Below are 26,386 nucleotides of genomic sequence, written 5' to 3'. Positions count from 1 at the left end.
TACTTAATAAATAAAATTAAGAAAATGATGAGCAGTTATACACTGCTCATCCTGGCCCTGTCCACTATCGGTAAGGGTAGAATACGAATGACATTATTTTTTGTCGTCTTTAACTTCTTCAAATTCAGCGTCAACCACATTGTGATCATGCTCTGCTGTTGCATGCTCAGACGAGCTGCCACCCGCATGAGCAGCTGCATCACCTGCGCCTGCGCCATCTTTTTGAGCATAGACACGTTCCGCTAGTTTACCTGATAATTCAGTTAATACATGGGTTTTGGCTTCAATAGCCTCTTTGTCATCGCTTTTTACCACAGCTTGCAAATCTTTAATGGCTGATTCGATAGCGGCACGCTCTTCGCCTGATACCTGATCACCTAAATCTTTTAGTGATTTTTCGGTAGCATGAATCATGCCTTCTGCAGTGTTACGTGTTGTAACAAGAGCAGCAATTTTGCGGTCTTCGTCCGCATGTGCTTCAGCGTCTTTAATCATGCGTTCAACTTCGTCATCCGATAAGCCGCTAGAAGCCTTAATTACAATAGACTGTTTTTTGCCTGTGGCTTTATCTTTAGCCGATACATTCAAAATACCATTAGCATCAATATCAAAAGATACTTCAATTTGTGGAATGCCACGTGGTGCAGGTGGAATATCCTGCAAATCGAAACGACCCAGCGATTTGTTTCCAGAAGCAACTTCACGCTCACCTTGCAGCACATGAATAGTTACAGCGGTTTGGTTGTCTTCCGCAGTTGAAAATACTTGTGCGGCGTTGGTAGGTATAGTGGTGTTTTTTTCGATCAGTTTAGTCATTACGCCGCCCATGGTTTCGATACCCAGGGACAGAGGTGAAACGTCCAGCAACAACACATCTTTAACATCACCACCCAATACGCCAGCCTGAATGGCTGCACCCAAAGCCACTGCTTCGTCTGGATTAACATCTTTACGAGGCTCTTTGCCAAACAGGCTTTTAACGAAAGCTTGTACTTTAGGCATACGGCTTTGACCGCCGACTAAAATAACATCGTTAATTGCAGAAGATGAAATACCGGCGTCTTTAATCGCTTGCAGACAAGGACCTTTGGTTCTTTCAATCAATTCATCAACCAGAGATTCCAGTTTGGCACGGCTTAATTTAACATTCAAATGTTTTGGGCCGCTGGCATCTGCCGTAATATAAGGCAAATTAATATCAGTTTGCTCAGAAGAGGATAATTCGATTTTAGCTTTCTCTGCCGCTTCTTTTAAACGTTGTAATGCTAAAGGATCGTTATGTAAATCAATACCTGAGTCGCGTTTAAATTCACCCGCTAAAAAGTCAATAATACGTAAGTCAAAGTCTTCGCCGCCCAAAAAGGTATCGCCGTTAGTCGCTAATACTTCAAATTGGTGTTCGCCTTCAATTTCAGCAATTTCGATAATGGAAATATCAAATGTACCGCCGCCCAGATCGTAAACGGCAATAGTGGTATCGCCCTTGGGTTTGTCCATACCAAAAGCCAGTGCAGCAGCGGTAGGTTCGTTGATGATGCGTTTGACATCCAAACCTGCAATACGGCCAGCATCTTTGGTAGCCTGACGTTGTGAGTCATTAAAGTAAGCTGGTACAGTGATCACTGCTTCAGTGACTTCTTCGCCCAAAAACGCTTCAGCATCTTTTTTCAGCTTCATCAAAACGCGTGAAGACACTTCAGGTGGTGCCATTTTTTTACCGTGGCATTCTACCCAAGCGTCACCATTATTGGCTTCCATAATTTTATAGGGAACCATTTTAATGTCTTTTTGTACAGCCTCTTCTTTGAAGCGACGACCAATCAAACGTTTAATAGCAAACAAGGTATTTTCAGGATTGGTAACTGCCTGACGTTTTGCAGACTGACCAACCAGCACTTCGTTATCGCCGGTAAAGGCTATGATCGACGGTGTCGTTCTGGCGCCTTCACTATTTTCGATAACACGTGCTACACCGTTTTCCAGGACTGCTACGCAGGAGTTTGTTGTTCCGAGGTCAATTCCGATCATTTTAGCCATTGATGTCTCCAGACTTGAATTTGTTAAATTTGTGATTATTAAGAGTTGTTACAGATATGTGGTTGATAGTTTAATTTTCAAGCCTGCTCATCAATTTTTGCACTATCCGTTGGTTTGTCTTCAGCTTTAGCTACCACCACCAAGGCTGGGCGCAATAAGCGACCATTAATTACATAGCCCTTTTGGAATACGGTGATCACTTTGCCAGGATCAACAGTCGAACTGGGCTGCATAACCATGGCTTGATGTAATTCTGGATTAAAAACCTCACCGACAGGGTCAATGGCTTCTATGTTAAATTTGGCAAATGCCGACTCAAACTGTTTCAATGTCAATTCGCTGCCTTCACGCAGTTTAAGCACTTCTGGGTGGTCACTGTTAATAGCACGTAAACCCAATTCAAGGCTATCCATGACACTTAATAATTCTTTGGCAAATTTAGTTAAACCGTATTTGCGTTCATCATCTAAATCTTTTTGCACTCGTTTTTTCAGGTTTTCCATGTCTGCCTGAACGCGCAAGGCCTTGTCCAGATTGCCACTGGCTTGTTGTTGTGCCAGGGTCAATTCAATTTTCAGTGCTTCTACACTCAATTCCTGATTTTCCGCAGGGCTTGCAGCGGCTTCTTGTTCTTCAAATGCGGTATTGGTTTGATCAAGAACCTCGGCAATTAATTCGCTATCCGGCTTCGATTCGTGGCTTGATTGTTGATGACTCATTATAATTAACTCCGTAGTTCTAAATTTTAGCTTGGCCTTAAGGTAGGGGCTTTTATTTGGGATTCAAGGCCGCACCCAATAATTTTGCCGTGACATCGACAAAAGGAATCACTTTTTGGTAATTCATGCGGGTTGGACCTATCACTCCAAGTACCCCCACCACTTGCTCATTTACTGAATAAGAGGCAGTGACCAGACTGCAATGGTCAAAAGCACGATAGCCAGACTCTTCACCGATAAAGATCTGTACACCTTCGGCTGCCAGACACTGATCCAATAAATGAATAACACCGCGTTTGTGATTGAATGCTTCAAATAGCTGCTTGAGACAATCCATGTCGGCTAATTCTGAAAAGCCCATCAGATTGGTTTCGCCACTCAATACATAATCATCTTTGGGTTGTTGGGCAAATGTTAATTGTGCCATGTTCACGGCATCTATCATGCCCTGATTAACCAAGTGCCGATCATTGTCTAAATCCTTTAATACCATCTCGCGTATTTTGGACAAACTATGGCCTACGTAAACCGAGTTAAGGTAATTCGCTGCCTGTTGTAATTCTGCGGCACTAAATAATTTGCTGGTATGGATAATTTTATTGTGAACTTCATCCCCTTCGGTAACAAAAATCACCAATACTCGGGTGCTGGACATTGGTAGAAACTCTATCTGCCTTAACACCACCGATTCACGCCTTGGCAAGGTCACTACACCAGCCATTTGCGTGACATCGGATAATAATTTGGAAGCCTTGCCAACTACATCACTCATGTTTTCGGCGTCCACACCCAGGCTGGTTTGCAATTGGTTCAGTTCATTGGTTGCCAGTGGTTTAACCGTCAATAAATTATCAACAAACAACCGATAACCACTCACGGTAGGTACGCGGCCTGCGGAAGTGTGGGGTGAATGTATCAAGCCCATATCTTCCAGATCCGCCATAACATTGCGAATACTGGCCGGACTTAATTTTAATTGCGGATCTTTAGATAACAGCCTGGAGCCTACTGGCTGACCATCCTGAATATAACGTTCAACTAAAGTTTTTAATAGATACAGCGATCGCTCGTTTAAATCCTGATTTTTTATCACACTGACACCCGATTATGGCAATTAGCACTCTAAATACAAGAGTGCCAGAGAAAGCTATCAGTAAGTTAAATTATTGTCAATAAGATAGAAATCACAAATTAGAAAAAATACGTATTTTTTAAAAGTAATGTGAATTCAGGTGTTTCGTTAAGTGTTTTTGACTGGCAAAATTACCATTAGGCTTTAGTAAAACAAGTTTTGAGCGTTCCTTTATAATTTTGTTAAAATTAAAGTTATCCCGGCTTTGTTGTTTTATCCTCGCTAAACCACTATTTCTTTGTATAATCGCACCAACCTTTTAATCCAGCACAAATATGCTCACCACTTTCCCGCGTATTGGCATCATCGGAAAATTCGGTGACCCCGTCATAGCTCCAACCCTTAGTCAACTCTATCGGTATTTGCTAAGCCGGGGCCATCAGGTACTGGTTGATACTGAAAGTGCCGTTTTACTCAAAGAGACATCTGTTACAAATCTGGACATAGAGCAATTACCCAAACACTGTGATTTAATAATCGCGGTAGGTGGAGATGGCACGTTTTTAACTGCCGCACGGGCAGTAGCGGATGTTGAGATACCCTTGCTGGGGGTGAATTTAGGTAGAGTTGGATTTTTAACCGATATTTCACCAGAACAACTACTCAAACATCTAGAGCAAATATTACTCGGTAAGTTTAAAACCGAACAACGCCGCTTGTTGCAAGCTATGATTATCCGCGATGGTAATATTATCCATCGGCAAACAGCAGTGAATGAGGTGGTGGTACATCGCTGGGTAACACCCAGTATGATAGAAATTGTTACGACTATTGATGGTGTTTATTTAAATACGCAGCGCTCCGATGGCTTAATCGTGGCAACGCCAACCGGTTCCACCGCTTATTCTCTTTCGGCAGGCGGACCAATATTACATCCCGCCTTACATGCATTGGTGCTGGTGCCTCTTAATCCGCATACACTTTCCAACCGGCCTATCGTGGTGGATGACCGTGTGGAAATTGAAATTCGCTTTAGTCAGACCCGGCAGATCAATGCTTTGGTCACCTGCGATAATATGGAAATACCAGATGTACACATCGGTGACAAAATTGTCATTAAAACAGCTGAAAAACCGATTAGAATTTTACATCCTGAAGATCACGACTTTTTTCACATTCTAAGAAGTAAACTAAATTGGAGCGGCGGTTACCCCGTCTAATACGATGCTGGCAAACCTTAATATAATAGATTTAGCGGTAGTTGATGCTTTGGACCTTAACCTCGAGCAGGGCATGTCGGTGCTGACCGGCGAAACGGGGGCAGGTAAATCTATTTTATTAACCGCACTCGGTTTAGCGTTGGGAGACCGTGCCGATTCGGGCTATGTGCGCCCCAATTGTAAGCGTGCGGAAGTGAATATTGAATTTGAGTTGGCAGATGCGCCGCAAGCTCTACAATGGCTGTTAGATAAAGAGCTAGATGATGATCAGCAATGTTTGATTCGTCGTACTATCAGCGATGATGGCCGCTCTAAAGCTTATATCAACAATCGTCCGGTTAATTTACAGACCTTGCAAGAACTTAGCCGCTTACTGGTGGAAATTCACGGCCAGCATGCGCATTTAACCTTGCAAGATAACGAAGAGCAACGGCGGTTACTGGATGATTTTGCCAATAATCAAACCCTATTGGAGCAACTTAACAGCAGTTATCAAAATTGGAAACAGGCGCATAAAGAATTACAGCACTTAATTAAAACCAGTAGCGAGCAAACCGAACGCGAAGAATTATTACGCTATCAATTGGAAGAACTACAGCAGCTGGATCTCGATGAATACGATTTTCAGGCTATAGCCGATGAACATCATAAACTGGCAAATCTGGGTAAAATTCTAAGTGTAGGTCAGCAACAATTGGATGTTTTATACGATAACGATCAACATTCAGTGGCGGAAATGTTGGGCCATTGCCTACATGGTATTCAAGAGCTATCCCAATATGCACATGAACTGACTGAAATTAGCAGTTTATTGACTGAAGCGGAAATTCAGGTCAGCGAAGCGGCTCAACAATTACGCCGCTTTCTGGAAAACCAGCAAGCCGACCCACAGCAATTTGCCTATCTGGAACAGCAGATTGCTGTTATTCAAAGCCTGAGCCGCAAACACAAAACCGCCCCTGAAGCCTTACCGCAATTAGCAGCACAACTGGCTGCCGAACTTAACAATCTTAGTCACAGTAGTGAGCGTATCGAGAGCTTGAGTGTAGATAGTCAACGATTCCTTGCCGATTATCAAGCCTTATCGCAACAACTTTCTCAGCGCCGTCAACAGGCGGCGGCAGAATTGCAACAGCGCATTTCAGCCACTATTAAGGAATTAGGCATGCCACATGGCGAGTTTTTAGTTAATGTAACGCCTGCCTACCACAGTGAGCCGCAGCGCAACGGTCAGGATGGTATCGATTTTCTGGTAACTACCAATCCTGGTTTGCCTGCCAAGCCACTGGGCAAGGTGGCGTCTGGCGGAGAATTGTCGCGCATCAGTCTGGCCATACAAGTGACCACCAGTCCCGATAAAACCACCCCTACTATGATTTTTGACGAAGTAGACTCAGGTATTGGTGGTGGAATTGCCGAAATTGTTGGTCAGAAATTGCGCAGCTTAAGTAAAAATCGGCAAGTGTTGTGTGTAACGCATTTACCTCAGGTTGCGGCTCAGGCCAATCAGCATTTATTTGTAGCTAAAAATCAAAAAGCGTCTATCACTTCATCTACCGTCAGACGCTTAAGTGATGAAGAGCGCGTTAATGAAATAGCACGTATGCTAGGTGGGATTACTATTACCGAAAATACTTTGGCCCATGCCAAAGAGATGCTAGAAAACGGCAACGTGCAAATCTAGGCTTTTATAAAGATTTTATAAAACCGCGTATAAAACAGATTTGCGCTTGTTGTTGTGTAATGGCAGAGCTAATATTGTTCTCATGAATCAAATACGAGTCGAACAAATTACTGGCATCTTTAGGGGTGATATAGGTATAGGTTCCGTAGCCTTTTAAGTAGAGAAACTCATGGTGGAGTTGCTCTATAAAACCGGCACGCTCATGCAATAATGAGGCCTTGTTCATGACACTCTCCTGCTAGTTAGTTCGTGTATGCTATTGTATTTATTTTTAATAATTTATCTGTGATACGGTGATTAATTCAATACGAATGTTCAAAATAAATTTGCACCTTTGCACATAATACATAGATTTTTATACGCCCGATAAGTTCACTGTTTAATGTATGCTTTACCGCAAAGTTAAACTGAACACCCCTAACATTACCAATACTGCACCACCTATCTGCAAATTGGTTAAAGTTTCACCCAGAAATACGGTCGCCAATAATAAGGTGGAGACTGGACCCAGCGAACCAATCAGCGAAGTATGGCTGGAACCTATCATGCGGATAGCTGCCGACAGCATGAATACCGGCAATACGGTAGAAAAAATGGCCATTACTACGCTGTATTGATAAACCTGCATCGGCAAATCTAAAGCCTGTATAGGATGGGTGCACAAAAATTGCACTACAGTTGCTAAACATGCTACAAGCATGGCATAAGCCGTAAAACGCGAAGCACCAATTTTAACCACAAACTCCCCAGTACCTATCAGGTAAAACGCATAAGTTAGCGTACTGGCAAACACAAAGCCGGCACCTAACCATAAATGTTCGGCCTGAATATGCAGCTGATCAAACACCACCACGCCGATACCGCTATAACTAAGTAGCATAGCCAGCAATTCTTTACGCCCAAAAGGTTTGCGCAAAAAAACCGCAGACAAAATTACGACCAACGTGGGGTAAAGAAACAGTATCAGACGTTCCAGTCCAGCAGAAATGTATTGCAAGCCAATAAAATCAAACAGACTGGATAAATAATAACCAGAGAATCCCAGCACCAATAAAGCCAGATAATCCTTTCTATTTAAAGGTGTTTGCTGATTGCTGTGGGCATGGCGCAAGGCTATCAGTAAAAAAAAGGGTGCGGAAAACAACATGCGTAACGCCAGCAGCGTCACCGCATCAACCGGATAATGATAGGCCAGTTTTACTAGAATAGCTTTGGTGGAGAAACCAATTGCCGCGAGAGTGGCTAAGGTAAACCCCAATAGGGTTTTAGGTTGGGTAGCGATTGGGTGGGTTTTATGTGGCATAAGGCTCCATGGTTAGTGCGAGCCTTATGCGAGTAACAAAGCAAACGCGGAAAGCCCGCGGTTTGCTTCAGAAAATTATAAAAACAGCAACACCGCAGCAACAGGATAAGCCAGTCGCCATAGTAGGTTTTTATAAAGAGTGAGATTAATATGCATGGGGTGAATATTATTAGAGTAGATGGTGGCGTGTCAATTATTTATTTTTGAGTTTGAATTAGCTTAGATTCTAATAAAGAATTAATTGTTATACAATCTTCTGAATTTTTCAATATGTTATAGCATTGGTTTTGAGTGATTATGCACCTCATCAATTTAAGGGTAAAGAAAGTGGACATATGGTCATAGGATCAGTGACAGAGATACGGATGCTTGGGGAACAACTGCAGGCTCTTACTGCTGAAAACTCCAATTTTAGCGATAAGAATTGGCCTCCATTAGTTGTATCAACTCTAATCAATCGAGCTTCTGATTATTCATTATCATTTCATATCGAAACCAAGATTGGCAATTGCCCACCATCAAACATGCCACAAAGTGAGACTCGAAAAACTATCTTTTTCATCTTGTCGATTGTCGGTTTTATTAGCTTAGTGAGATTGGGGTTAACCTATATTTTTTAAGCTTGACTCGAACAAATACTCAGAATAAAAAACACACGGAAAGAAAAACACACGGGGTCATATATGGTCTACCCCGTATTGCAAGAAAAATTTCACTCGTGACAAAAAGAATATTGCTTCCATATATCCGGCCTTTAATTGCTGAGGAACCATTATCCTCTAGCCCTGATGGAATCCGCACATTCCTACCTCATCAGTTCCACGGCTTCTAAGAGCCCGAGACCCCATCAGGTTCATAGGAATGCAGGTGTTACCTTTTTTGCCATCACTTTAATTTTATCCACGCAATTCGTTGTTAGCCTCATTCCTAGTGACTTTTATTAAAATCTAAACCCTAGCGATCCTCTCGGCGAGGGTGGGGTAAGCCGCACGGCTAGGGGCAAAGCCCCTAATGAGTGCTTAAAATAAGGCATTATTCCAATCATCGATTATGCCGCCGCTTTGTAGTTGACCTTGTGTGTCAGTACGGCCCAGGCAATCCGGGCATTTTTGTTTGCTACGGCGACGTTGGTGATGTCAGTGATCCAGCGGCTGCGTTTGTCTTGCTTCTTGTGCGCCACTCTAACCGTCGATCGTCCACCATGAATTAATAAGGTTCGTAAGTAAGTATCACCTCGCTTGCTGATTCCCAGCAACGTCTGTTTCCCACCTGTTGAGTGCTGTTTCGGCACAAGCCCTAGCCAAGCAGCCAATTCCCGGCCATTTTTGAATACCGTTATGTTGCCAATCGCAGCAATTAAGGCTGTAGCCGTCAGTAAACCGATGCCCGGTATAGTGAGTAACCGTTGGCAATCTTCATTCTGGGTGCACAACGTTTCTAATTTTTTCTCTGTCGATTCAATGCGTTTGTCCAAATGCACAAATTCTTCATACAACTCATTCAGCAATCCTCTGAATAAGGAACTTAATCGATTTTCGCCGTCTTCGAGAATACAAGGTAGAGCCTTTCTAACATAATTAATCCCCTTGGGAATGACGATGCCGTATTCCAACAGCAAACCTCTCACCTGATTGGTTTGAGCTGTTCTTCTGGCAACCAATTGACTACGGACACGATGCAGACTCTGAATATCCTGCTGCCCAATGCTCTTGGTGGGTACAAAACGCATGTTTGGCCGCTGTACGGCTTCGCAGATCGCTTCGGCGTCCACCGCGTCATTCTTATTCGATTTTACATAGGGTTTAACAAACTGTGGAGCAATCATTCGGACAGAATGACCCAGCTGGGTAAACTCACGCTCCCAAAAGTGCGCTCCACCACAGGCTTCAACCCCAACCAGGCACGGCGGTAATTTAGCCATGAAATCAAGCAATTGATTTCGACTGATCTTCTTTCTAAGAACCACATGGCCTTGGTCATCAACGCCATGTAGTTGAAAACTCTGTTTTGCCAAATCGATGCCCAACACTTTTAATTCTCTTCTTTCGCTAGTGGTTGCAGTTGCGTTACTATGTTTCACGGTCTATCTCACTTCTGTTTTGATGTAGGTTTGAAAAATTACATCATCGCCCATTTCGAGGCCGGTTGGGAAGTGGGGTAGACCATTCCATTAGTTCCCGCATTTCAACATTTCGTTTTTACATTATTCAAATTAGTTCAATACGTAGCGAGTGCCAATACTTGACCTCGTTATTCTAAAAATAATTCTGCGTTCTGGTTGGGGGCTTAGGCGGATTTAAGAAAGTTCGCTGGGACTACTGACATCCATAGTCCAATTAACCAGTTTCAAAGCCGGAACTTTTTCGAAATGCTTGGTATTGTTGGTTACTAAATTTGCATCAAGACTCAGAGCATGGGTAGCGATCAAGGTATCATTTACGCCAATTGGTGTTCCCTTATTGAACAACAAAGTTTGTAAATCGGCGAATTGTTCGGTGGCCTTAGCGTCCTAGGCATATATATCCGGCAGGTGTTCGCACAATTCAGCAATAAGGCTCTAGTGTTTTACGGGGTTTCCCTAACGTTTCGCGCCCAATATTAATTCTGCATAGGTGATGGCAGAAATGGCTATCTCGTGTCCTTGTCTGATTTCAATATTCATTGCCTCCAGTACAATGGTTGGGTTTTTACGGATAATATAGCTACAGGTATCCGTATCAAGAATGTAAAGCGTCAAAAAATGCTCCTGGTATTTTCCATCAGATCTGGACGCGAAATTATGAAATTGGCATCCGCCTTGTCCACATTGGCAAATGATGTCCAGCTTTTGCGTTGAGGTGTAATGAAGACTGTGTTGCCTTGTCTGCGAATCACCACTTCATCAGTACCTACGAACTGAAATTGCTTTGGAATCCGCACCGCCTGACTTTGTCCGTTTTTAAACAGTTTTATGGTAATAGTTTGCATGATACCTCCGTCTTAAGCCTATACATAGGCTATGCTGCTGTCAAGCGACGAGTAGACATCTTTATTTGTACCTGTCTGGGTCGATTTCATAAAAAAGCTGTCGAACAGTAATTGCGCCCTAGATTCAATTGATTCAGTACAGCAATCCTTAATAACAAAGGACTTTATAAGGTATCAATTTCAACAATGGCTTCGCCAGATGCCAGTAGAGATTGGGCTTGAGGAAATACTGTGCCAAATAGCGCTTGTAAGTGGAGGTTGGTGACATTTCCGCAAGTGACCCATATTAATTGCGGTGGTGTGCCCAAGCGTAATATCAATTCCACAAAATCACTGTCTTTGCTAATGATTACGACATTTGCCTGCCGTGCTTTTTGAAAAATGACTTCGTCATCAGCATCGCGCAAATTTAAGGTGCGTAATGAATAAGCTTCCACCTTAAATGTCCAACTAAGCCAGTCGGCTAATTGTGGTGGTAGCTGTGCATCAACCCAATAGATCACGCCACTAAACGCTCAAAGTTAACTCGGCGAGCGGCATACAAGAAACAGGCCTGGATATCTTGGGGCTCAAGATCAGGAAAATCCTTTAGAATCTCTTCACTGCTAACTCCTTCCCCCAGCATTTGTAAAATATCGCTGACGCGAATGCGCATGCCGCGCACACAGGGTTTACCGCCACATTGGAGTGGGTTAAAGGTAATTCTGGTTTCAAGATTCATGACCTCATTCCTTAAAACAAACTGGATTGCTGTAAAGCATACCGTTTGCCTAAATAATTACAAGCCTCAGTTACCATTATCGTTTCGCCATTGAAAAACGAATGTGTAAAAAGTCTGGTTTTTTCTTTTGCCTGTAATCAACAACACGAAACTTAAAAACGTTGGCCTAATGGCTTCAGCACGAACATTGGTGCAGTAAAAGAAACAGGTTCCGAGCCCCATAATGTGATGCGTAGGGGTTGGCTACGCTAGCTTTGATCTAAGCAAAGCCTAATACCAAATAGTATTAGGCTTTGAAGTCATTATATTGAATGGTTAACCAAACGCTTTTTTGAAAAATTCGGGTTTGGCTAAACTGGCTTTGTGTATGTCGCTGTTGTAATACACAGTATCAAAACCTTTATTTAAAGCGTCTTGTTCTCTAAAACCTGTTAATTCAGCTTTGCTAGCCAACGTTGCACTCCACCAGCCAGAGGGGTATAGGCATTGTGGAAAAAATACAGTTTGTAAATTTTTAAAACCGGCTGCTTGCATTTCGCCACGCATTTCTGCCAAAATTTTCATATGAAACAAGGCTGATTCGCTTTGTTGAATGACAATACCGTTTTCTGTTAAACAATTGAAACAATCACGGTAGAATTCTGCACAAAACAGGCCTTCTGCAGGTCCTACTGGGTCTGTGCTATCCACAATAATAATATCAACACTGTTAGGTGCGGCATCTTTTACCCATTTAATGCCATCAATAAATTTAAGCTCGGCACGTGGGTCGCCGTTCGATTCACATAATTCTGGAAAATAAATTTCTGCCAGACGTGTGACACGCTCATCAATATCAATTTGTACCGCTTGTTCAACACCGGGATGTTTCAGTACTTCTTTTAAAGTACCACAGTCACCACCACCAATAATCCACACTTTTTTAGGGTTAGGATGGGTAAATAACACCGGGTGGCTCATCATCTCGTGGTAAAAAAAGTTATCGCGGGTGGATACCATGGTGCAGCCATCAATAACCATTAAATTACCAAAGTGTTCGGTTTCGTAGATTTCCAGAAACTGAAACTCGGATTGTTCTTCGTGGAGTTTACGTTTGATTTTGAGAGAGAAGGCAGAGCCATCGGAAGGGACAGCTTCACTAAACCATTGGTCATCTAACATGATACATCCTTAAAAAAGTCATAATATTTACTTCATTATACTTTAGAATTAGATCAAATTTATGACAGCATGAGGAACGCGGGTGCACAAACTGCAATGGTCGATAGAACAATCTAAACAACTTTATGCCATTCAACAATGGGGAGATGGCTATTTTTCTATTAACAGTAAGGGTCATGTCTGTGTAAAGCCACGCGCTGATTGTGCAACAGAAGTAGATGTGTTTGAAGTTGCAGAGGCTTTACAAGGTAAAGGCTTAAGCTGGCCGGTGTTAATTCGTTTTCCCGATATTTTGCGTGATCGTATCCGTAGGCTGCAACAGGCTTTTAATGATGCACGTACTCATCATCACTATACTGGTCTTTATACGCCAGTCTACCCCATCAAAGTTAATCAGCAAGGCCATGTGGTGGAAAGCATCGTTTCTGCTGATGGCATTGGTCTGGAAGCAGGCAGTAAGCCAGAGTTATTGGCAATATTGGGCATGGCGAAAAGCGGCGGCACTATTGTTTGCAATGGTTACAAAGATCGATTTTATATCCGTATGGCCTTGATGGGACAATTAATGGGCCTGTCTGTGTTTATTGTGATCGAAAAACCATCGGAATTAGCCCTGATTATCGAAGAAGCCGCTAAGCTGTCGGTTAAGCCTTTAATTGGTCTGAGAGTGCGATTGTCTACTATCAGTGCGGGCAAGTGGCAGAACAGTGGCGGCGAAAAATCAAAATTTGGCTTGCATGCTAGCGAGGTGCTGGAACTGATTGCACATCTTAAACAGCAGAATATGTTGGACTGTTTGCAACTGATGCATTTTCATATGGGATCGCAGATTGCCAATATTCATGACATTAAACTGGCATTAAAAGAAGCGGGTCAATTTTATGTGCAATTGCGTCAGCTCGGCGCACCCATTACTACCGTTGATGCCGGTGGTGGTTTAGGGGTAGATTATGATGGCAGCGGTTCGCGGCGAGAATGTTCTATCAATTACAGTCTGGCTGAATATGCAGAGAATATTGTGCGTAGTTTTGCAGAAACCTGTCACGATTATTCCTTGCCACAACCTAATATTATTACCGAATCCGGTCGGGCAATCACTGCGCATCATGCCATCATGATTACCAATGTCACCGAAATTGAGCGTTTGAAAGGCGACACCTTGCCGCATGAAAACCTGTCCCAAAATGTTTCGGAAACCTATCACAATGCTCAGTTTGATATGGCTGAAGCACGCGCCCAATTTGTACAAGGTGATTTAAGCTTGCCGGAATTGGCTAATGCAGAACAGCATTATGTGGGTTTATGTTGGCAGGTGCAACGCCAATTAAATGCAGAAAATCATCATCATCGCGAAATTTTACAAGAATTGGAAGAAAAATTGGCCGATAAGGTGTTTTGTAATTTTTCTTTGTTTCAATCTATGCCGGATATCTGGGGTATAAATCAAATTTTTCCCATTATGCCTATCCATAATCTGGAATTGCAACCAACACGGCGTGCAGTGATTCAGGATTTAACCTGCGATTCTGATGGCCGTATTGATCAATATGTTGATCAGCAAAATATTAGTCATACCTTGGCTTTGCACGATATTACTGTACAGGAGCCTTATTTACTGGGGTTTTTTATGCTGGGTGCCTATCAGGAAATTTTGGGTGATATGCACAATTTGTTTGGTGATACTCATTCCATTAATATCGAGTTACACGAGCAGACTTATCGATTTGTAGATTTTATGGAAGGTGAGGATGTGAGCGAACTATTGGAATATGTGCATATCAATGCCGAGGACCTAAAGTTGGCCTATCAGCAAAAACTGGATGCCAGCCCGTTAAATGCTGACCAAAAACAACTATTTTTACAGGAATTATTAACGGGCTTAAATGCTTATACCTATTTAGAAAAATAAATTTTGTATGGGCAAATCAAGGGATAGTTCTAAGCTTTTCCTGCAAGCTCAGCAAGCCTTTATGTGATGAATATGCTTCCAATCCTTCTTGGACTTTTTTCAGTGCGGTGGCCCTATCATTTTTTTCATAGGCTTCCCAGGCCTGTTGTTCTAATAAATCGGCAATTTTGAGCATACCGTCTTTGGCTTGCTGGTTATAAGGATCTATTTTAAGCACTTCCTGATACGCCCATAAAGCGTTGCTGCCTGTAGGAGCAGTTAAATATCCGACATCGGTATGGATGCTAGCTAATTCCAGAAAGTCTTTAATTTTTTGTTGTTGTTCTGGGGTTAGAGGGGCAGCAATGATGGGTGCTTCTATCACAGTGGGGGGTGCCAGAAAGCTTTGGTAAATATTACCGCCTAATAGGCCAATACTAAGAATACCTGCGCCCCATAAGCCATAAAATAAGGCGGAACGAGGGCCTAGCCCGGTTAAAAACTCATTAATGTTGCTGGTGCGCTGTTCTTGTTGAAATGCTAGGGCTTTTTGCAAACATTTCCATTGTCGATGCGATAATTTACTGATTGGTTTAACTTGCAAATTAACTTCGAGGGCTTTTTCCGCAGAAAGCCGACCAAAGGGATGTTTGCCGGTTAATAACTCGTAACTGACGCAAGCCAGGGCATAAATATCGTCGCGCTGATCGGGTTCACTGAATCGTAATTGTTCCAGACTGGCATAAGCAGGGGTCATGGCACCTAAAGAGCGGGCATTGAATACCGTAGCATCTTGATGGTCTTTGTCACTACGGCCTATTGCGCAGGCAATGCCGAAATCCAATACCCGTACCTCATTGCTTTCATCAATGAAAACGTTGCCTGGCTTAAAATCGGAATGCACAATATTTTTTTTGTGGGCATAGGCTAATGCGTCAGCCATGGCATGAATGATAGGCCAAGCTTGTTTATAGGATAAACCATTGACATCATGCTCTTTGATGAGATGACTGAGGGGGCGACCTTGCAAATATTCCATGGTCATGAACACATGCCCACCATCACGGTCAAAATCATAAACTTTGATAATGTTGGGGTGAGCTAGCGTCTGTGCCCGCTTGGTTTCTCGTTGCAAAGCAATCAATGCCATTGGGTCGGTCTGGAAGTCTTGGTTTAAAACTTTCAAGGCCACGAAAGGTTCTTTATCGGCTGCTTCTATTTTGCGTAAATCCACCGCTTTGAACACCAAACCCATACCGCCTACACCTAATAACTCTTGCAGTACAAAGCGGTTGTTTAGTGTTGCCCCCACTTTAAGTTCTGATAGGCCCTGACCTTGTGATAAACCCGTTAATAACGACTCGGTATGCATGGGCATGGACGTAAGTGATGGCGGGGGTAGATTGGATTCACTGCCTGTTAAAGGAGGTAATAACTGTGTAGCATCTGTATCGTAGTTTGTGGTTTCGATCAGTATTTGGGTTTTGTCCAGATCAAAGTCGCTAGGGTGTGTATCACTCAACTCGGCTTTCAGATTTGCATAAGTTTCATCTGATAATTTGCCCGCCTGGTGTTCATTTTTTAATAAGTTATGCAAAATATCAACTTCAGGCGCGGCAATACCTGTTTTTTTCAGGAGAGCGATTAGCTCGATAAAGCTAATCTGCGATTGATGAAATGCTTGTAATGCCTTATCAAATGAAGTCATGATGCCAACCAAGGGTAAGTTTTTTGCTTAATTTTAGCTGAAACCTGACCTATCTGTGGCATACAAAATTATCGGATTCAATATTTGAATGACAAAAATACCTGTTTTTTTTATCTATTGCGGGTTCTTGCTGTGTTTGATGGCCTGTAATGCGCCAACTGAGCGTCTGCTTGCTACAGCTAAACAGTTTGGTATGCAAAGTGTGGAATTAAACGCCGAAGGATTTGTACTTAGCTGTTTTTATCAGCCGGGTATCGTGGGAGGTAGAGTATTGCATATATATCTTGAAGGTGATGGACGACCTTGGCAAAATGGTTTGCTGCCAGCCGCAGAACCTACTACACGTGCCTCACTGATGTTACCGTTAATGGCAATGGATTCTAGCCCTGCCCTGTATCTGGGGCGTCCTTGTTATAATGGTCATGCAAACGATGCGGGTTGCAAGCCAAATTTGTGGACCAGCGCCCGTTATGGTGAGCAGGTTTTAGGCTCAATGACTGTGGGTATTAAAGAGTTTGTAAACCGATATGGTTATAACGAATTGGTTCTGATTGGACATAGTGGCGGAGGTAGTCTGGCGATGTTGCTAAGCAGTCGTGTACCGAATACTAAGCATTTGTTAACATTGTCAGGCAATTACGATATTAATCTTTGGGCGGATTATCACGGTTATCAGCACTTGAGTGAGTCTGAAAATCCAGCGGATTATGTTAATAATGGTGCGCTTGAATGGCATTACATGGGCGCAGAGGATAGTAATATACCGCCCAAGTTGTTTATGCATTTATTAGAGTCCCGAGCCAATAGTCGGGTCGAAGTGCTATCAGGTGTAAGTCATCAGCAAGGATGGTTAGTTTACTGGGCAGAGATACTTTCCAGACTTGAGGGTTCGCATTAGTTATTTGTCAGTCAAGACGTTTTCTGCTATGTTCAATGTAGGTATTTCTGTTATTCATCAGGCGGCTCCTTATGTATTTAAAAAGTTTTCAGGTTCGGCGTTTGGCGGTTTGCATCGCTGCCATTTTATTAAATGCGTGTGCTCATGAGGTAGGTAAAGCCGAAATGGACAAGGCAACCGAAGGTTTTTCTATTCAGGATACCAATAAGCTTTTAGTTGTTGATTGTTTATTGCCGGGGCAAGTGCGCCGCTTGGGTGCGGAAGCCACCTATCTTACTCAACGCCGCCCTGTGCGCACCAGTGCAGCGGATTGCGAAGTACGCGGAGGTGAATATGTCGCCTATGATCGCGCTAATTATGCCAGTGCCTTAAAAATTTGGTTGCCAAAAGCCCAGGAAGGCGACGCTGCCGCGCAATTATACGTAGGTGAAATTTTCGAGAAAGGTTTAGGAGCGCAAGCCGATTATCAAGCAGCAGCTCAATGGTATGAGAAATCGGCAAATCAAGGTAATTTTCAAGCGCAATTAAATCTCGGTCATCTTTACGAAAAAGGGTTGGGCGTGCCGCAGAATCAGGAAACAGCGTTGCGTTGGTATCGTAAATCTGCAGGCTTGGATGATGCCGGTCTGCAATTTACACCAGCCGTGAATGCAACCTCTATCAGTAGTCAGGAAGTGGCTGCTTTGCGACAAGAAGTAGCCAAATCTCATCAGGAAACAGAACAATTACGCGATCAGTTAAAAAATACGCGTGAAGAAGCTTTACAGCAACAAGACAGCTTGCGTCGCGCTCAAGATGAATTGGAAGCACTAAAAACCAAGCTGCAACAACAAAAATCTGCAACGCCAAGCGGTAGTGCTGAAACTGAGGCATTGGAGGTTCAACTGCGAGATAAAGAAAATCAACTGAAATCGCAACAAGCCAAATTAGCGACTCTTACGCAAGCAATGAGTGCTGAACGGCAAACCATGAAACAGGAATTGGCAACTGCACGTAAAGATAAATCCAGCGTTAAAACCGTGGACAATGCCAAAGTTGACCTGGAAAATCGCCTGAATGAAAAAATCGTCAGCTATCAAAACCAATCTGCGGAACTGACAGGTTGGTTAACATCCGGCAGTAAACTTGATCGTTCCCAGATTGATGAGCGCAAACTAGCCTTACAGCAACAAGCGCGTGATATTGCCAGCCTCAAAGAAAAATTAGAACAACAAACGGCAACGCAAGTAGCCATGGGAGATGGGCCAGATATCGAGCTTTTAGAGCCGCCGATGACTGTCACGCGTGGTATACCCAGTATTCAATTTGCTATTGGCGAAGCCAGCAAGCACCTAGTTGGCCACATTAATACTAAAAATGGGTTACGCAAGTTATTGTTAAACGATAAACCGTTAATTGTTGATGCCAATGGCCGCTTTGAAACCGATATTGTTTTAAAGGGAACAGAAAATGAAGTGCATTTTCTGGCAACTGATAAATCGAATCAAAGCAGTAATTTGAATGTACGTATACAGACTGCAGAAGCCACTACTCAAGAGACTTTTCCAGTTACAGATACCAGAAAGGGTAATCAGTTTGGAGATGTTCAGTTTGGTAAATTTTACGCTCTGATCATCGGTAATAACGACTATAAGGCTTATCCAGATTTAAAAACACCGATTAATGACGCTAAAAGTGTGGAATTAGTATTACGCGAGCGTTATGGCTTTAAAACTAAGCTTTTAGTCAATGCCGACCGACACGCCATTATGTCGGCGTTGAACGAAATGAGTCAAAAACTCACTGAACAGGATAATTTAGTTATTTATTATGCGGGTCATGGCGAAATTGACAAAAAATCACAAACGGCTTACTGGTTACCTGTGGATTCGGAAGTGGGAAATGCAGCCAACTGGATTTCTAGCGAAAATATTACTGAGTATCTAAGCATTATGGCTGCTCGACATATCATGGTAGTGGCAGATTCCTGTTATTCAGGCGCATTGACAGGATCTGCGGTTGCTAAGTTGCCCGAGGGTATGGATGATGCTAAGCGCGACCGCTGGCTGAAAGCCATGAACAGTCGAAAAGCACGCACGGTGCTTACTTCCGGTGGCGTGCAGCCCGTGATGGATTTAGGTGGTGGCGATCATTCCGTATTTGCCAATGCCTTTTTAAAAGTATTACGTAGCAATCAGCGCGTGATTGAGGATTATGATATTTTTCGAGATGTTTCTAATCAAGTTAGATTGGTAGCGGCACGCGCAGGGTTTGAGCAGTCTCCGCAATACGCGCCCTTGCAGCATGCAGGGCATGAAGGTAGCCCGTTCTTTTTTGTACCTGAAGCTTGATACAGAATATTAATTTAAAATTCTAGTCGCAAGGTTCCTTCTATGCTGTGATTGACGGCGCCTTGCATGACCATTGAGCGATAATTGATCAGGCTAGATAAGCCATTCGGCAGTACCATTTGTACCCCGGCTCCGAGATTGGCCCAATCTTTACCTATTGCGCCAGCACTAATAGTAGTAGAGCCGCCACCTTGAATCACCGCTTGCACCTGTCTAGTGTCATTAGCATATTCGCGCACCCATTCACCAAATACTCGTGGAATAACCACACCAAATGGCATACTGGTTGAGTAACTCAATTCTGTGCCAAAAGTGCTGGTAATAGATAGCACGTGCTGGTTGCTGACATTTAGCAAGCCTGTCAGTGCAGTGCCGCTTTCACTATAGCCACCGATATCCATATAGATAGACGATGCCTGACCGTATCCACGCAGACTTAATGCCCCAAAACTATGCGTATAGCCCAAGCCTGTGAGTATATTGTATTCCTCGGTACCGAAGTTGGCAGTTGCAGAGCTTAGGCAAAACAGGCAGTTACGTTGCGAATTATTGTCATGGTGCGCATAGCCTACTGAAAAATCAACATAGGTATCATCAGTAGGTGACAGGCTGAAGTAAGGAGAAACTCTAAAAATATTGGCATCAAAACTACCGCCATTGTCACCTACATTGACAGCTGAACTGGTGTAACCAAATAGTAGACCAGTTACTAGCCGCTCATTAATTTTGTAATCCAATCCGGTATTAAAATTGCGCGTGTAGGTATGGTAGCCGGCAAGAGTATTGGTAGAGTTAATCGTGCCGAATGTGCCGCCAGCATTAAAAAACAAGCCAATAGGCCCCATTAATTCATAAACATCACCAGCGCCAGCCCCCTGTTTGGATGTGCCCGGATTATCCCGCAACGTGCGCATGGACTGTAATGAATTGCTAATTTCAGTGGTAGTTCGGTTAAGTTGCAAGTTGACTGTTGTAGCTGAGGTCAAGGCATTCGTCGTTTGCTGTTCTTTGGATCCGGTTCCTACTAAGTCGAAGCAGCTATTGAAATTAGAACCAATCTGAACATTGGAACTGTTATAACAATTGACTGAAAGCGAAAGTCCATCAATAGTTACTGGGGTGCGACTATTTAATAGGGCTTTAACATCTGCAGCTAATGCTGCGGTGGAGCCGTTAAATATATCAGAATTAGTAACTGTTTCAGTAAAGGTTACATAATTTCCGGTAGACGTATTAACCACTTTTAAATCGAAACTACCTTCGGATTGGCTTAAAAGCGAGTCAAGGTTAGGTGAAGTAATAAGTTGCCCGTCAAAATAAGCAAGCGCTTGCCCTTGAGCTCTGGATGCTGTAAAAAAAAGCATGCAAAACAACATAATTATTCTCACAATAACCTCCAAAAATAAAATTTAACTGGCAAAGTATAGCTACTTTCTATGCAAAATAAAGCGAGGGGAACGAGTTGTTGTAACCAAAAAATAAAAAACTATAAGATTTGTGTTATGGGATAATCTAATACTAAATTAATGGCTTAGCTGAACTTTATCATAATTTAGGTTGGATAAACAAGGTTTCAGTCATAATTGGTTTTGAATCCTATTTGGCGAAAAATATCAGAACGGTACTCAAATTTTTCCCTATGCGTCTAGCGGTGGGTGCGAACCAGCATGGTTTTACGATACAATATCCGGCTTTTGTTAAGGCACAGGTGGCTGATGTCTTGGTATTTTTCTTTTAGGCAGTATGTCTTCGTGATGTGGAGTTATTGATATGCGCGTAATCTTGTTAGGCTGTCCCGGTTCGGGAAAAGGCACTCAAGCACAATTTATTACTGAAAAATTTGGCATTGTACAGATTTCAACTGGCGATATGTTGCGCGCAGCGGTTCGTGAGGGCACTGCACTGGGTCTTGCCGCCAAACAAATTATGGATGCTGGTGGCCTGGTTTCGGATGATATTATCTTAGGTCTTATTCAAGCCAGAATTGCTGAGAATGATTGTAAAAACGGTTATTTATTAGATGGCTTTCCACGCACGATAGCTCAAGCAGAAGGTCTGGCAAAAATGGGTGTGGAATTAGATTATGTGATTGAAATTGCGGTTGATGATCAGGAGATTATCAAGCGTATGAGCGGCAGACGTGTGCATTTAGGCTCTGGTCGTACTTATCATGTTTTATATAATCCTCCCAAACAGGAAGGTATTGATGATATTTCAGGTGAAGCCTTGATTCAGCGAGACGATGATAAGGAAGAAACCGTGCGTAAGCGTTTACAAGTTTATCATGAACAAACCAAGCCACTGGTCGGTTTTTATTCTGGACCTGAACAATCAGCCAAATTTGCTTCAATACCTGGAGTGGGTTCGGTTAGCGAAATCACCGCCAAGCTTTTTGCTGTATTAGCTTGAACGAATTTTGAATAAATTAACCCATTTGGAAAGTAGCAATGGCGGGTAAAACTTTATACGACAAACTTTGGGATGATCATCTGGTCGCTACTGAGGAAGATGGTTCGTCGCTAATTTATATAGATCGGCAATTATTACACGAAGTAACCTCTCCGCAAGCATTTGACGGCTTGCGATTAGCCAACCGCAAGCCTTGGCGTATATCCAGAAATTTGGCAGTGGCCGATCACAATGTACCAACCACTCAACGTGATCAGGGAATTGCTGATGCAGTTTCTCGTTTGCAAGTGGATACACTCGATAAAAATTGTGAGGAATTTGCGATTACCGAATTTGGTATGCATGATATACGTCAAGGTATTGTGCATGTTGTTGGGCCTGAACAAGGAGCAACATTGCCCGGAATGACCGTAGTTTGTGGCGATTCTCATACTTCGACACATGGCGCTTCGGCTGCACTTGCTTTTGGTATTGGAACTTCGGAAGTGGAGCATGCACTTGCAACGCAATGCTTAGTACAAAAAAAAGCTAAAAACTTTTTAATTAATGTTAATGGGAGAACGCCCGTTGGTGTAACTGCCAAAGATATAGTGCTGGCTATTATTGGTCGGATTGGAACTGCGGGTGGCACTGGTTATACAATTGAATTTGCAGGAGAAGCAATACGTAATTTATCCATGGAAGGCCGTATGACAGTTTGCAATATGGCGATAGAAGCAGGTGCCAGAGCAGGGTTAATTGCCGTTGATGATATCACGGTAGATTATTATCAAGGCCGACCTTACGCTCCGCAAGGTGATGATTGGCATATGGCTGTACGTTACTGGCAAAAATTGCATTCTGATAGCGATGCTGTGTTTGATAAGGTACTTGATGTTGATGTGAGTGAGTTAAAACCACAAGTCACTTGGGGAACTTCGCCAGAAATGGTGGTAGCAATTGATGGTCATGTGCCCGATCCTGCTGCCGAAGCAGATACCGTAAAACGGGAAGGGATGCTACGTGCCCTCAACTATATGGGTCTAAAGGCTGGACAAAAAATTACCGAAATTCCTGTGGATAAGGTATTTATTGGTTCTTGTACCAATTCGCGAATTGAAGACTTACGTCAGGCAGCTGCCGTGGTGCGTGGTGGCAAACAGGCTGCTACTGTTAAGCAGGTGTTAGTGGTTCCAGGTTCTGGGCTGATTAAAAAACAAGCTGAAGCGGAAGGATTAGATAAAATTTTTATTGAGGCAGGTTTTGAATGGCGTGATCCTGGCTGCTCTATGTGTTTAGCGATGAATGCTGATCGATTAGAGCCTGGAGAGCATTGCGCATCAACTTCAAATCGTAACTTTGAAGGACGGCAAGGTTACGGCGGGCGCACGCATTTAGTTAGTCCTGCTATGGCTGCCGCCGCCGCAATTGCTGGTCATTTTGTTAATGTGACTGAATTTGAGCAGGAGTAAAAATATGAAAGCCTTTACTGAATTGACTGCTTTAGTAGTGCCGTTGGATCGCGCCAATGTTGATACAGATGCGATTATTCCCAAACAGTTTTTAAAATCAATTCGGCGCGCGGGTTTTGGTCCGTATTTATTTGATGAATGGCGTTACCTTGATAGAGGTGAGCCGGAAATGGATTGTAGTGTCAGACCCAAAAATCCAGATTTTGTGCTTAATTTACCTCAATATCAAGGTGCGCAAATTTTATTGACCCGAGAAAACTTTGGGTGTGGCTCTTCACGTGAGCATGCGCCTTGGGCATTGGAGGACTATGGCTTTTATGCCATTATTGCCACAAGCTTTGCAGATATCTTTTATAACAATTGTTTTAAAAATGGAATTTTACCCATAATACTGTCTGCTGAGTTGATTGATCAGTTATTTAGCGAAATTAAGGATGGCTATCAATTAACCATTTCGTTATCTGCACAAACCATTATTACTCCGAGTGGACAAAAAATTGCTTTTAATATCGATGAAAATCGTCGTTATCGTTTATTAAACGGTTTGGATGATATAGCACAGACCTTGTTGCTTGCCGATAAAATTAAAGCCTATGAAATCGAGAGGGCCAAGCGTGCTCCCTGGTTGTTCAAAGAAGCATCGATACGTTAAACAGGAAACATAATGCCAAAAAAAATTGCAGTTCTGTCTGGAGACGGTATAGGACCTGAAATCATTAGCGAAGCGATTAAGGTTTTGAATTATTTGAATACCGATATGGACTTGGGATTAGTGTGCGATCAAGCGTTGATTGGTGGAGCCGCATATGACGCTTTCGGAACGCCTTTGCCTCAACAGACATTGAATTTGTGTAAAAATGCAGATGCAGTACTGTTGGGCGCTGTCGGCGGTCCAAAATGGGAAGGATTGGCGCATGCCGTTCGTCCAGAGCGCGGTTTGTTGGGCGTTCGCTCGGAACTTGCCCTATTCTCAAATTTACGCCCTGCCTTTTTGTATCCACAACTGGTCGATGCCTCAACGTTAAAACCTGATGTTGTCTCTGGTTTGGATTTGATGATAGTGCGTGAATTAACGGGTGGTATTTATTTTGGTGAGCCACGCGGCATACGTACGTTAGAAAATGGTGAAAAGCAAGGTTTTAACACCAAAATTTATAATGAGTCAGAGATACGCAGAATTGCACATTCGGCATATAGAATTGCTCAAAAGCGTAGTAAAAAACTATGTTCGGTTGATAAAGCTAATGTATTGGAATGTACTGAGTTATGGCGTAATGTCGTCACTGAGGTGGGTAAAGAATATCCAGATGTGCAACTTAGCCATATGTATGTGGATAATGCAGCAATGCAATTGGTAAGAGCGCCTAAACAATTTGATGTGATTGTAACTACCAATATGTTTGGCGATATTCTTTCCGATACGGCTGCCATGTTAACCGGATCAATTGGTATGCTACCTTCTGCCGCCTTAGACGCAAATGCAAAAGGTATGTATGAACCCATACATGGTTCGGCACCGGATATCGCTGGAAAAGGGATTGCTAATCCACTGGCAACAATTTTATCGGTTGCTATGATGTTGCGTTACACCTTTAACGAAGCAGAAGCAGCCGATCGAATTCAAAAAGCGGTGAACGATGCTTTGGATGCGAATGTTCGAACTGCAGATATTTATTCTGAAGGTATGGTTAAGGTGAGTACTTCTGGCATGGGTGATGCTGTTTTAAATGCTTTAAGGGTAAGCTGATTATGTCAAAAACGTATAATATTGCTGTCGTAGGTGCTACTGGTGCAGTAGGTGAGGCGATGATTTCTATTCTGGAAGAGCGAAATTTTCCAGTGAATACTCTTTACGCTTTGGCCAGTGAGCGTTCGGCAGGCAAGCGCATTGCCTTTAGAGGCGAGGCTTTGGTTGTTAAAGATCTGGCTGATTTTGATTTTTCAAAAGTACAGATAGGCCTATTTTCACCGGGAGCCAGTGTTTCTGCCGAATATGCTCCAAAGGCAGCAGCAGCAGGGTGCGTAGTCATTGATAATACATCACAGTTTCGATATGATGATGATATACCTTTAGTGGTGCCGGAGGTAAACCCAGAAAAAATTGCTGAATATACCAATCGTGGCATTATTGCGAACCCAAATTGTTCTACCATTCAAATGTTGGTGGCTTTAAAACCAATATACGATGCTGTAGGTATTACACGTATCAATGTTGCTACCTATCAAGCTGTTTCTGGTACCGGTAAGGATGCCATCACTGAATTGGCAACGCAAACGGCTAATTTGTTAAATGCAAAACCGATAGTTGCCAGTGTTTATCCAAAACAAATCGCATTCAATGTAATTCCCCAGATTGATGTGTTTATGGATAATGGATATACAAAAGAAGAAATGAAAATGGTTTGGGAAACCCAGAAAATTATGGGCGATAAGCAGATTATGGTTAATCCAACTGCCGTGCGAGTTCCTGTGTTTTTTGGGCATTCTGAGGCAGTACACATAGAAACCCGGCAAAAAATTACCGCAAAACAGGTGCGTGAGCTGTTGTCAAATGCACCCGGCATCAGTATCTTGGATGAGCGGGCTGACGGTGGCTATCCAACTGCAGTAACCGAGTCATCTGGACATGATGATGTTTATGTGGGTCGGATTCGAGAAGATATTTCTTGTGAAAAAGGCATAAATCTTTGGGTGGTAGGGGATAATGTTAGAAAAGGCGCTGCTTTAAACAGTGTTCAAATAGCAGAAATTTTAGCAAAAAACTACATGTAGTCTATAATCCAAGCTCTGTGTTTACTTTGAGTGCTAAAGCTGTTGA

24 protein-coding genes are annotated in these 26,386 nt (G+C 42.9%); 11 read left to right on the top strand and 13 right to left on the bottom strand.

The genetic code is table 11. The annotated features are described in order from the left end of the window. Nucleotides 1-93: 93 nt before the first annotated feature. The 3 genes from dnaK to hrcA are packed head-to-tail and all read right to left on the bottom strand — an operon-like array spanning nucleotide 94 to nucleotide 3,849. On the bottom strand, nucleotides 94-2,073 hold the full coding sequence (dnaK, locus tag ABH008_RS00455; protein ID WP_347990011.1) for a molecular chaperone DnaK: 1,980 nt from the start codon (nucleotides 2,071-2,073) through the stop codon (nucleotides 94-96). A gap of 41 nt (nucleotides 2,074-2,114) precedes the next feature. Then, the gene (grpE, locus tag ABH008_RS00450; protein WP_347987909.1) at nucleotides 2,115-2,756 is read right to left on the bottom strand and encodes a nucleotide exchange factor GrpE; all 642 of its coding nucleotides are present in this window, start codon (nucleotides 2,754-2,756) and stop codon (nucleotides 2,115-2,117) included. Nucleotides 2,757-2,808: 52 nt separating this feature from the next. Beyond that, complete coding sequence (gene hrcA, locus ABH008_RS00445; protein ID WP_347987908.1) at nucleotides 2,809-3,849, bottom strand: heat-inducible transcriptional repressor HrcA; 1,041 nt, start codon at nucleotides 3,847-3,849, stop codon at nucleotides 2,809-2,811. Between the two features lie 314 nt (nucleotides 3,850-4,163). On the opposite strand from hrcA, the gene ABH008_RS00440 reads away from it, so the two are divergent. Then, nucleotides 4,164-5,048 carry an NAD(+) kinase gene (locus tag ABH008_RS00440; RefSeq protein ID WP_347987907.1) on the top strand — a complete coding sequence of 295 codons (885 nt, stop codon included), beginning with the start codon at nucleotides 4,164-4,166 and terminating at the stop codon, nucleotides 5,046-5,048. A gap of 4 nt (nucleotides 5,049-5,052) precedes the next feature. Further along, nucleotides 5,053-6,732 carry a DNA repair protein RecN gene (gene recN, locus ABH008_RS00435; protein WP_347987906.1) on the top strand — a complete coding sequence of 560 codons (1,680 nt, stop codon included), beginning with the start codon at nucleotides 5,053-5,055 and terminating at the stop codon, nucleotides 6,730-6,732. Nucleotides 6,733-6,736: 4 nt separating this feature from the next. Here recN and ABH008_RS00430 read toward each other — a convergent pair whose 3' ends face one another. Then, nucleotides 6,737-6,958 carry a hypothetical protein gene (locus tag ABH008_RS00430; RefSeq protein ID WP_347987905.1) on the bottom strand — a complete coding sequence of 74 codons (222 nt, stop codon included), beginning with the start codon at nucleotides 6,956-6,958 and terminating at the stop codon, nucleotides 6,737-6,739. A 165-nt stretch (nucleotides 6,959-7,123) separates the two neighbouring features. Further along, complete coding sequence (locus ABH008_RS00425; protein WP_347987904.1) at nucleotides 7,124-8,035, bottom strand: DMT family transporter; 912 nt, start codon at nucleotides 8,033-8,035, stop codon at nucleotides 7,124-7,126. A gap of 287 nt (nucleotides 8,036-8,322) precedes the next feature. Between ABH008_RS00425 and ABH008_RS00420 the strand changes: the two genes are divergently transcribed. Continuing rightward, nucleotides 8,323-8,655 carry a hypothetical protein gene (locus ABH008_RS00420; RefSeq protein WP_347987903.1) on the top strand — a complete coding sequence of 111 codons (333 nt, stop codon included), beginning with the start codon at nucleotides 8,323-8,325 and terminating at the stop codon, nucleotides 8,653-8,655. A 428-nt stretch (nucleotides 8,656-9,083) separates the two neighbouring features. Here ABH008_RS00420 and ABH008_RS00415 read toward each other — a convergent pair whose 3' ends face one another. The 6 genes from ABH008_RS00415 to speE form a co-directional block, all read right to left on the bottom strand. Then, a complete protein-coding gene (locus ABH008_RS00415) occupies nucleotides 9,084-10,115 on the bottom strand; it encodes an IS110 family transposase (RefSeq protein WP_347987902.1) in 1,032 nt (343 codons plus the stop codon). 498 nt (nucleotides 10,116-10,613) lie between these two features. Next, nucleotides 10,614-10,772, bottom strand: a complete 159-nt coding sequence (locus tag ABH008_RS00410) for a hypothetical protein (protein ID WP_347987901.1) — start codon at nucleotides 10,770-10,772, stop codon at nucleotides 10,614-10,616. After that, nucleotides 10,769-11,002 (bottom strand): type II toxin-antitoxin system VapB family antitoxin, encoded by a 234-nt coding sequence (gene vapB, locus ABH008_RS00405; RefSeq protein WP_347987900.1) that lies wholly within the window; start codon nucleotides 11,000-11,002, stop codon nucleotides 10,769-10,771. The genes ABH008_RS00410 and vapB overlap by 4 nt, the downstream gene beginning before the upstream one ends. A gap of 164 nt (nucleotides 11,003-11,166) precedes the next feature. Next, nucleotides 11,167-11,505, bottom strand: a complete 339-nt coding sequence (locus tag ABH008_RS00400) for a DUF5615 family PIN-like protein (RefSeq protein ID WP_347987899.1) — start codon at nucleotides 11,503-11,505, stop codon at nucleotides 11,167-11,169. Next, complete coding sequence (locus tag ABH008_RS00395) at nucleotides 11,502-11,723, bottom strand: DUF433 domain-containing protein (protein WP_347987898.1); 222 nt, start codon at nucleotides 11,721-11,723, stop codon at nucleotides 11,502-11,504. The genes ABH008_RS00400 and ABH008_RS00395 overlap by 4 nt, the downstream gene beginning before the upstream one ends. Before the next feature lie 315 nt (nucleotides 11,724-12,038). Then, the gene (speE, locus tag ABH008_RS00390; RefSeq protein ID WP_347987897.1) at nucleotides 12,039-12,884 is read right to left on the bottom strand and encodes a polyamine aminopropyltransferase; all 846 of its coding nucleotides are present in this window, start codon (nucleotides 12,882-12,884) and stop codon (nucleotides 12,039-12,041) included. Between the two features lie 82 nt (nucleotides 12,885-12,966). Between speE and speA the strand changes: the two genes are divergently transcribed. Continuing rightward, complete coding sequence (gene speA / locus ABH008_RS00385; RefSeq protein ID WP_347987896.1) at nucleotides 12,967-14,793, top strand: biosynthetic arginine decarboxylase; 1,827 nt, start codon at nucleotides 12,967-12,969, stop codon at nucleotides 14,791-14,793. 16 nt (nucleotides 14,794-14,809) lie between these two features. Here the strand turns inward: speA and ABH008_RS00380 are convergent, their stop codons facing one another. Continuing rightward, the gene (locus ABH008_RS00380; RefSeq protein WP_347987895.1) at nucleotides 14,810-16,480 is read right to left on the bottom strand and encodes a serine/threonine-protein kinase; all 1,671 of its coding nucleotides are present in this window, start codon (nucleotides 16,478-16,480) and stop codon (nucleotides 14,810-14,812) included. Between the two features lie 88 nt (nucleotides 16,481-16,568). On the opposite strand from ABH008_RS00380, the gene ABH008_RS00375 reads away from it, so the two are divergent. Continuing rightward, the gene (locus tag ABH008_RS00375; RefSeq protein WP_347987894.1) at nucleotides 16,569-17,378 is read left to right on the top strand and encodes an alpha/beta hydrolase; all 810 of its coding nucleotides are present in this window, start codon (nucleotides 16,569-16,571) and stop codon (nucleotides 17,376-17,378) included. A gap of 71 nt (nucleotides 17,379-17,449) precedes the next feature. Beyond that, the gene (locus ABH008_RS00370) at nucleotides 17,450-19,708 is read left to right on the top strand and encodes a caspase family protein (RefSeq protein WP_347987893.1); all 2,259 of its coding nucleotides are present in this window, start codon (nucleotides 17,450-17,452) and stop codon (nucleotides 19,706-19,708) included. Nucleotides 19,709-19,722: 14 nt separating this feature from the next. Here ABH008_RS00370 and ABH008_RS00365 read toward each other — a convergent pair whose 3' ends face one another. After that, nucleotides 19,723-21,072: an autotransporter outer membrane beta-barrel domain-containing protein gene (locus tag ABH008_RS00365; RefSeq protein WP_347987892.1), complete on the bottom strand. Its 1,350-nt coding sequence runs from the start codon at nucleotides 21,070-21,072 to the stop codon at nucleotides 19,723-19,725. A gap of 406 nt (nucleotides 21,073-21,478) precedes the next feature. Between ABH008_RS00365 and adk the strand changes: the two genes are divergently transcribed. From adk to ABH008_RS00340, 5 genes are read left to right on the top strand one after another with little or no spacing between them, the layout of a single operon-like run. Beyond that, nucleotides 21,479-22,117, top strand: a complete 639-nt coding sequence (gene adk / locus ABH008_RS00360; protein WP_347987891.1) for an adenylate kinase — start codon at nucleotides 21,479-21,481, stop codon at nucleotides 22,115-22,117. A gap of 38 nt (nucleotides 22,118-22,155) precedes the next feature. After that, a complete protein-coding gene (leuC, locus tag ABH008_RS00355) occupies nucleotides 22,156-23,568 on the top strand; it encodes a 3-isopropylmalate dehydratase large subunit (protein WP_347987890.1) in 1,413 nt (470 codons plus the stop codon). A gap of 4 nt (nucleotides 23,569-23,572) precedes the next feature. After that, nucleotides 23,573-24,220 carry a 3-isopropylmalate dehydratase small subunit gene (leuD, locus tag ABH008_RS00350; RefSeq protein ID WP_347987889.1) on the top strand — a complete coding sequence of 216 codons (648 nt, stop codon included), beginning with the start codon at nucleotides 23,573-23,575 and terminating at the stop codon, nucleotides 24,218-24,220. A gap of 12 nt (nucleotides 24,221-24,232) precedes the next feature. After that, entirely contained in the window at nucleotides 24,233-25,315 is a 1,083-nt protein-coding gene (gene leuB / locus ABH008_RS00345; protein ID WP_347987888.1) for a 3-isopropylmalate dehydrogenase, read from the top strand. Nucleotides 25,316-25,317: 2 nt separating this feature from the next. Next, complete coding sequence (locus ABH008_RS00340) at nucleotides 25,318-26,340, top strand: aspartate-semialdehyde dehydrogenase (RefSeq protein ID WP_347987887.1); 1,023 nt, start codon at nucleotides 25,318-25,320, stop codon at nucleotides 26,338-26,340. Nucleotides 26,341-26,386: the final 46 nt, after the last annotated feature.

Source organism: Methylomonas sp. AM2-LC, from assembly GCF_039904985.1.
GTDB lineage: Bacteria > Pseudomonadota > Gammaproteobacteria > Methylococcales > Methylomonadaceae > Methylomonas.
The sequence above is the reverse complement of the archived record's forward strand: the minus strand, read 5'-3'. Positions and strand labels throughout refer to the sequence as shown.

Excerpts from the sequence above, each read along its gene's own strand:
- ABH008_RS00440 (WP_347987907.1), top strand. The coding sequence starts at position 4,164 with ATGCTCACCACTTTCCCGCGTATTGGCATCATCGGAAAATTCGGTGAC.
- leuD (WP_347987889.1), top strand. The coding sequence starts at position 23,573 with ATGAAAGCCTTTACTGAATTGACTGCTTTAGTAGTGCCGTTGGATCGC.
- ABH008_RS00340 (WP_347987887.1), top strand. The coding sequence starts at position 25,318 with ATGTCAAAAACGTATAATATTGCTGTCGTAGGTGCTACTGGTGCAGTA.
- ABH008_RS00430 (WP_347987905.1), bottom strand. The coding sequence starts at position 6,958 with ATGAACAAGGCCTCATTATTGCATGAGCGTGCCGGTTTTATAGAGCAA.
- vapB (WP_347987900.1), bottom strand. The coding sequence starts at position 11,002 with ATGCAAACTATTACCATAAAACTGTTTAAAAACGGACAAAGTCAGGCG.
- grpE (WP_347987909.1), bottom strand. The coding sequence starts at position 2,756 with ATGAGTCATCAACAATCAAGCCACGAATCGAAGCCGGATAGCGAATTA.
- leuC (WP_347987890.1), top strand. The coding sequence starts at position 22,156 with ATGGCGGGTAAAACTTTATACGACAAACTTTGGGATGATCATCTGGTC.
- speE (WP_347987897.1), bottom strand. The coding sequence starts at position 12,884 with ATGTTAGATGACCAATGGTTTAGTGAAGCTGTCCCTTCCGATGGCTCT.
- ABH008_RS00365 (WP_347987892.1), bottom strand. The coding sequence starts at position 21,072 with ATGCTTTTTTTTACAGCATCCAGAGCTCAAGGGCAAGCGCTTGCTTAT.
- ABH008_RS00375 (WP_347987894.1), top strand. The coding sequence starts at position 16,569 with ATGACAAAAATACCTGTTTTTTTTATCTATTGCGGGTTCTTGCTGTGT.
- recN (WP_347987906.1), top strand. The coding sequence starts at position 5,053 with ATGCTGGCAAACCTTAATATAATAGATTTAGCGGTAGTTGATGCTTTG.
- ABH008_RS00425 (WP_347987904.1), bottom strand. The coding sequence starts at position 8,035 with ATGCCACATAAAACCCACCCAATCGCTACCCAACCTAAAACCCTATTG.
- ABH008_RS00395 (WP_347987898.1), bottom strand. The coding sequence starts at position 11,723 with ATGAATCTTGAAACCAGAATTACCTTTAACCCACTCCAATGTGGCGGT.
- ABH008_RS00370 (WP_347987893.1), top strand. The coding sequence starts at position 17,450 with ATGTATTTAAAAAGTTTTCAGGTTCGGCGTTTGGCGGTTTGCATCGCT.
- adk (WP_347987891.1), top strand. The coding sequence starts at position 21,479 with ATGCGCGTAATCTTGTTAGGCTGTCCCGGTTCGGGAAAAGGCACTCAA.
- leuB (WP_347987888.1), top strand. The coding sequence starts at position 24,233 with ATGCCAAAAAAAATTGCAGTTCTGTCTGGAGACGGTATAGGACCTGAA.
- ABH008_RS00380 (WP_347987895.1), bottom strand. The coding sequence starts at position 16,480 with ATGACTTCATTTGATAAGGCATTACAAGCATTTCATCAATCGCAGATT.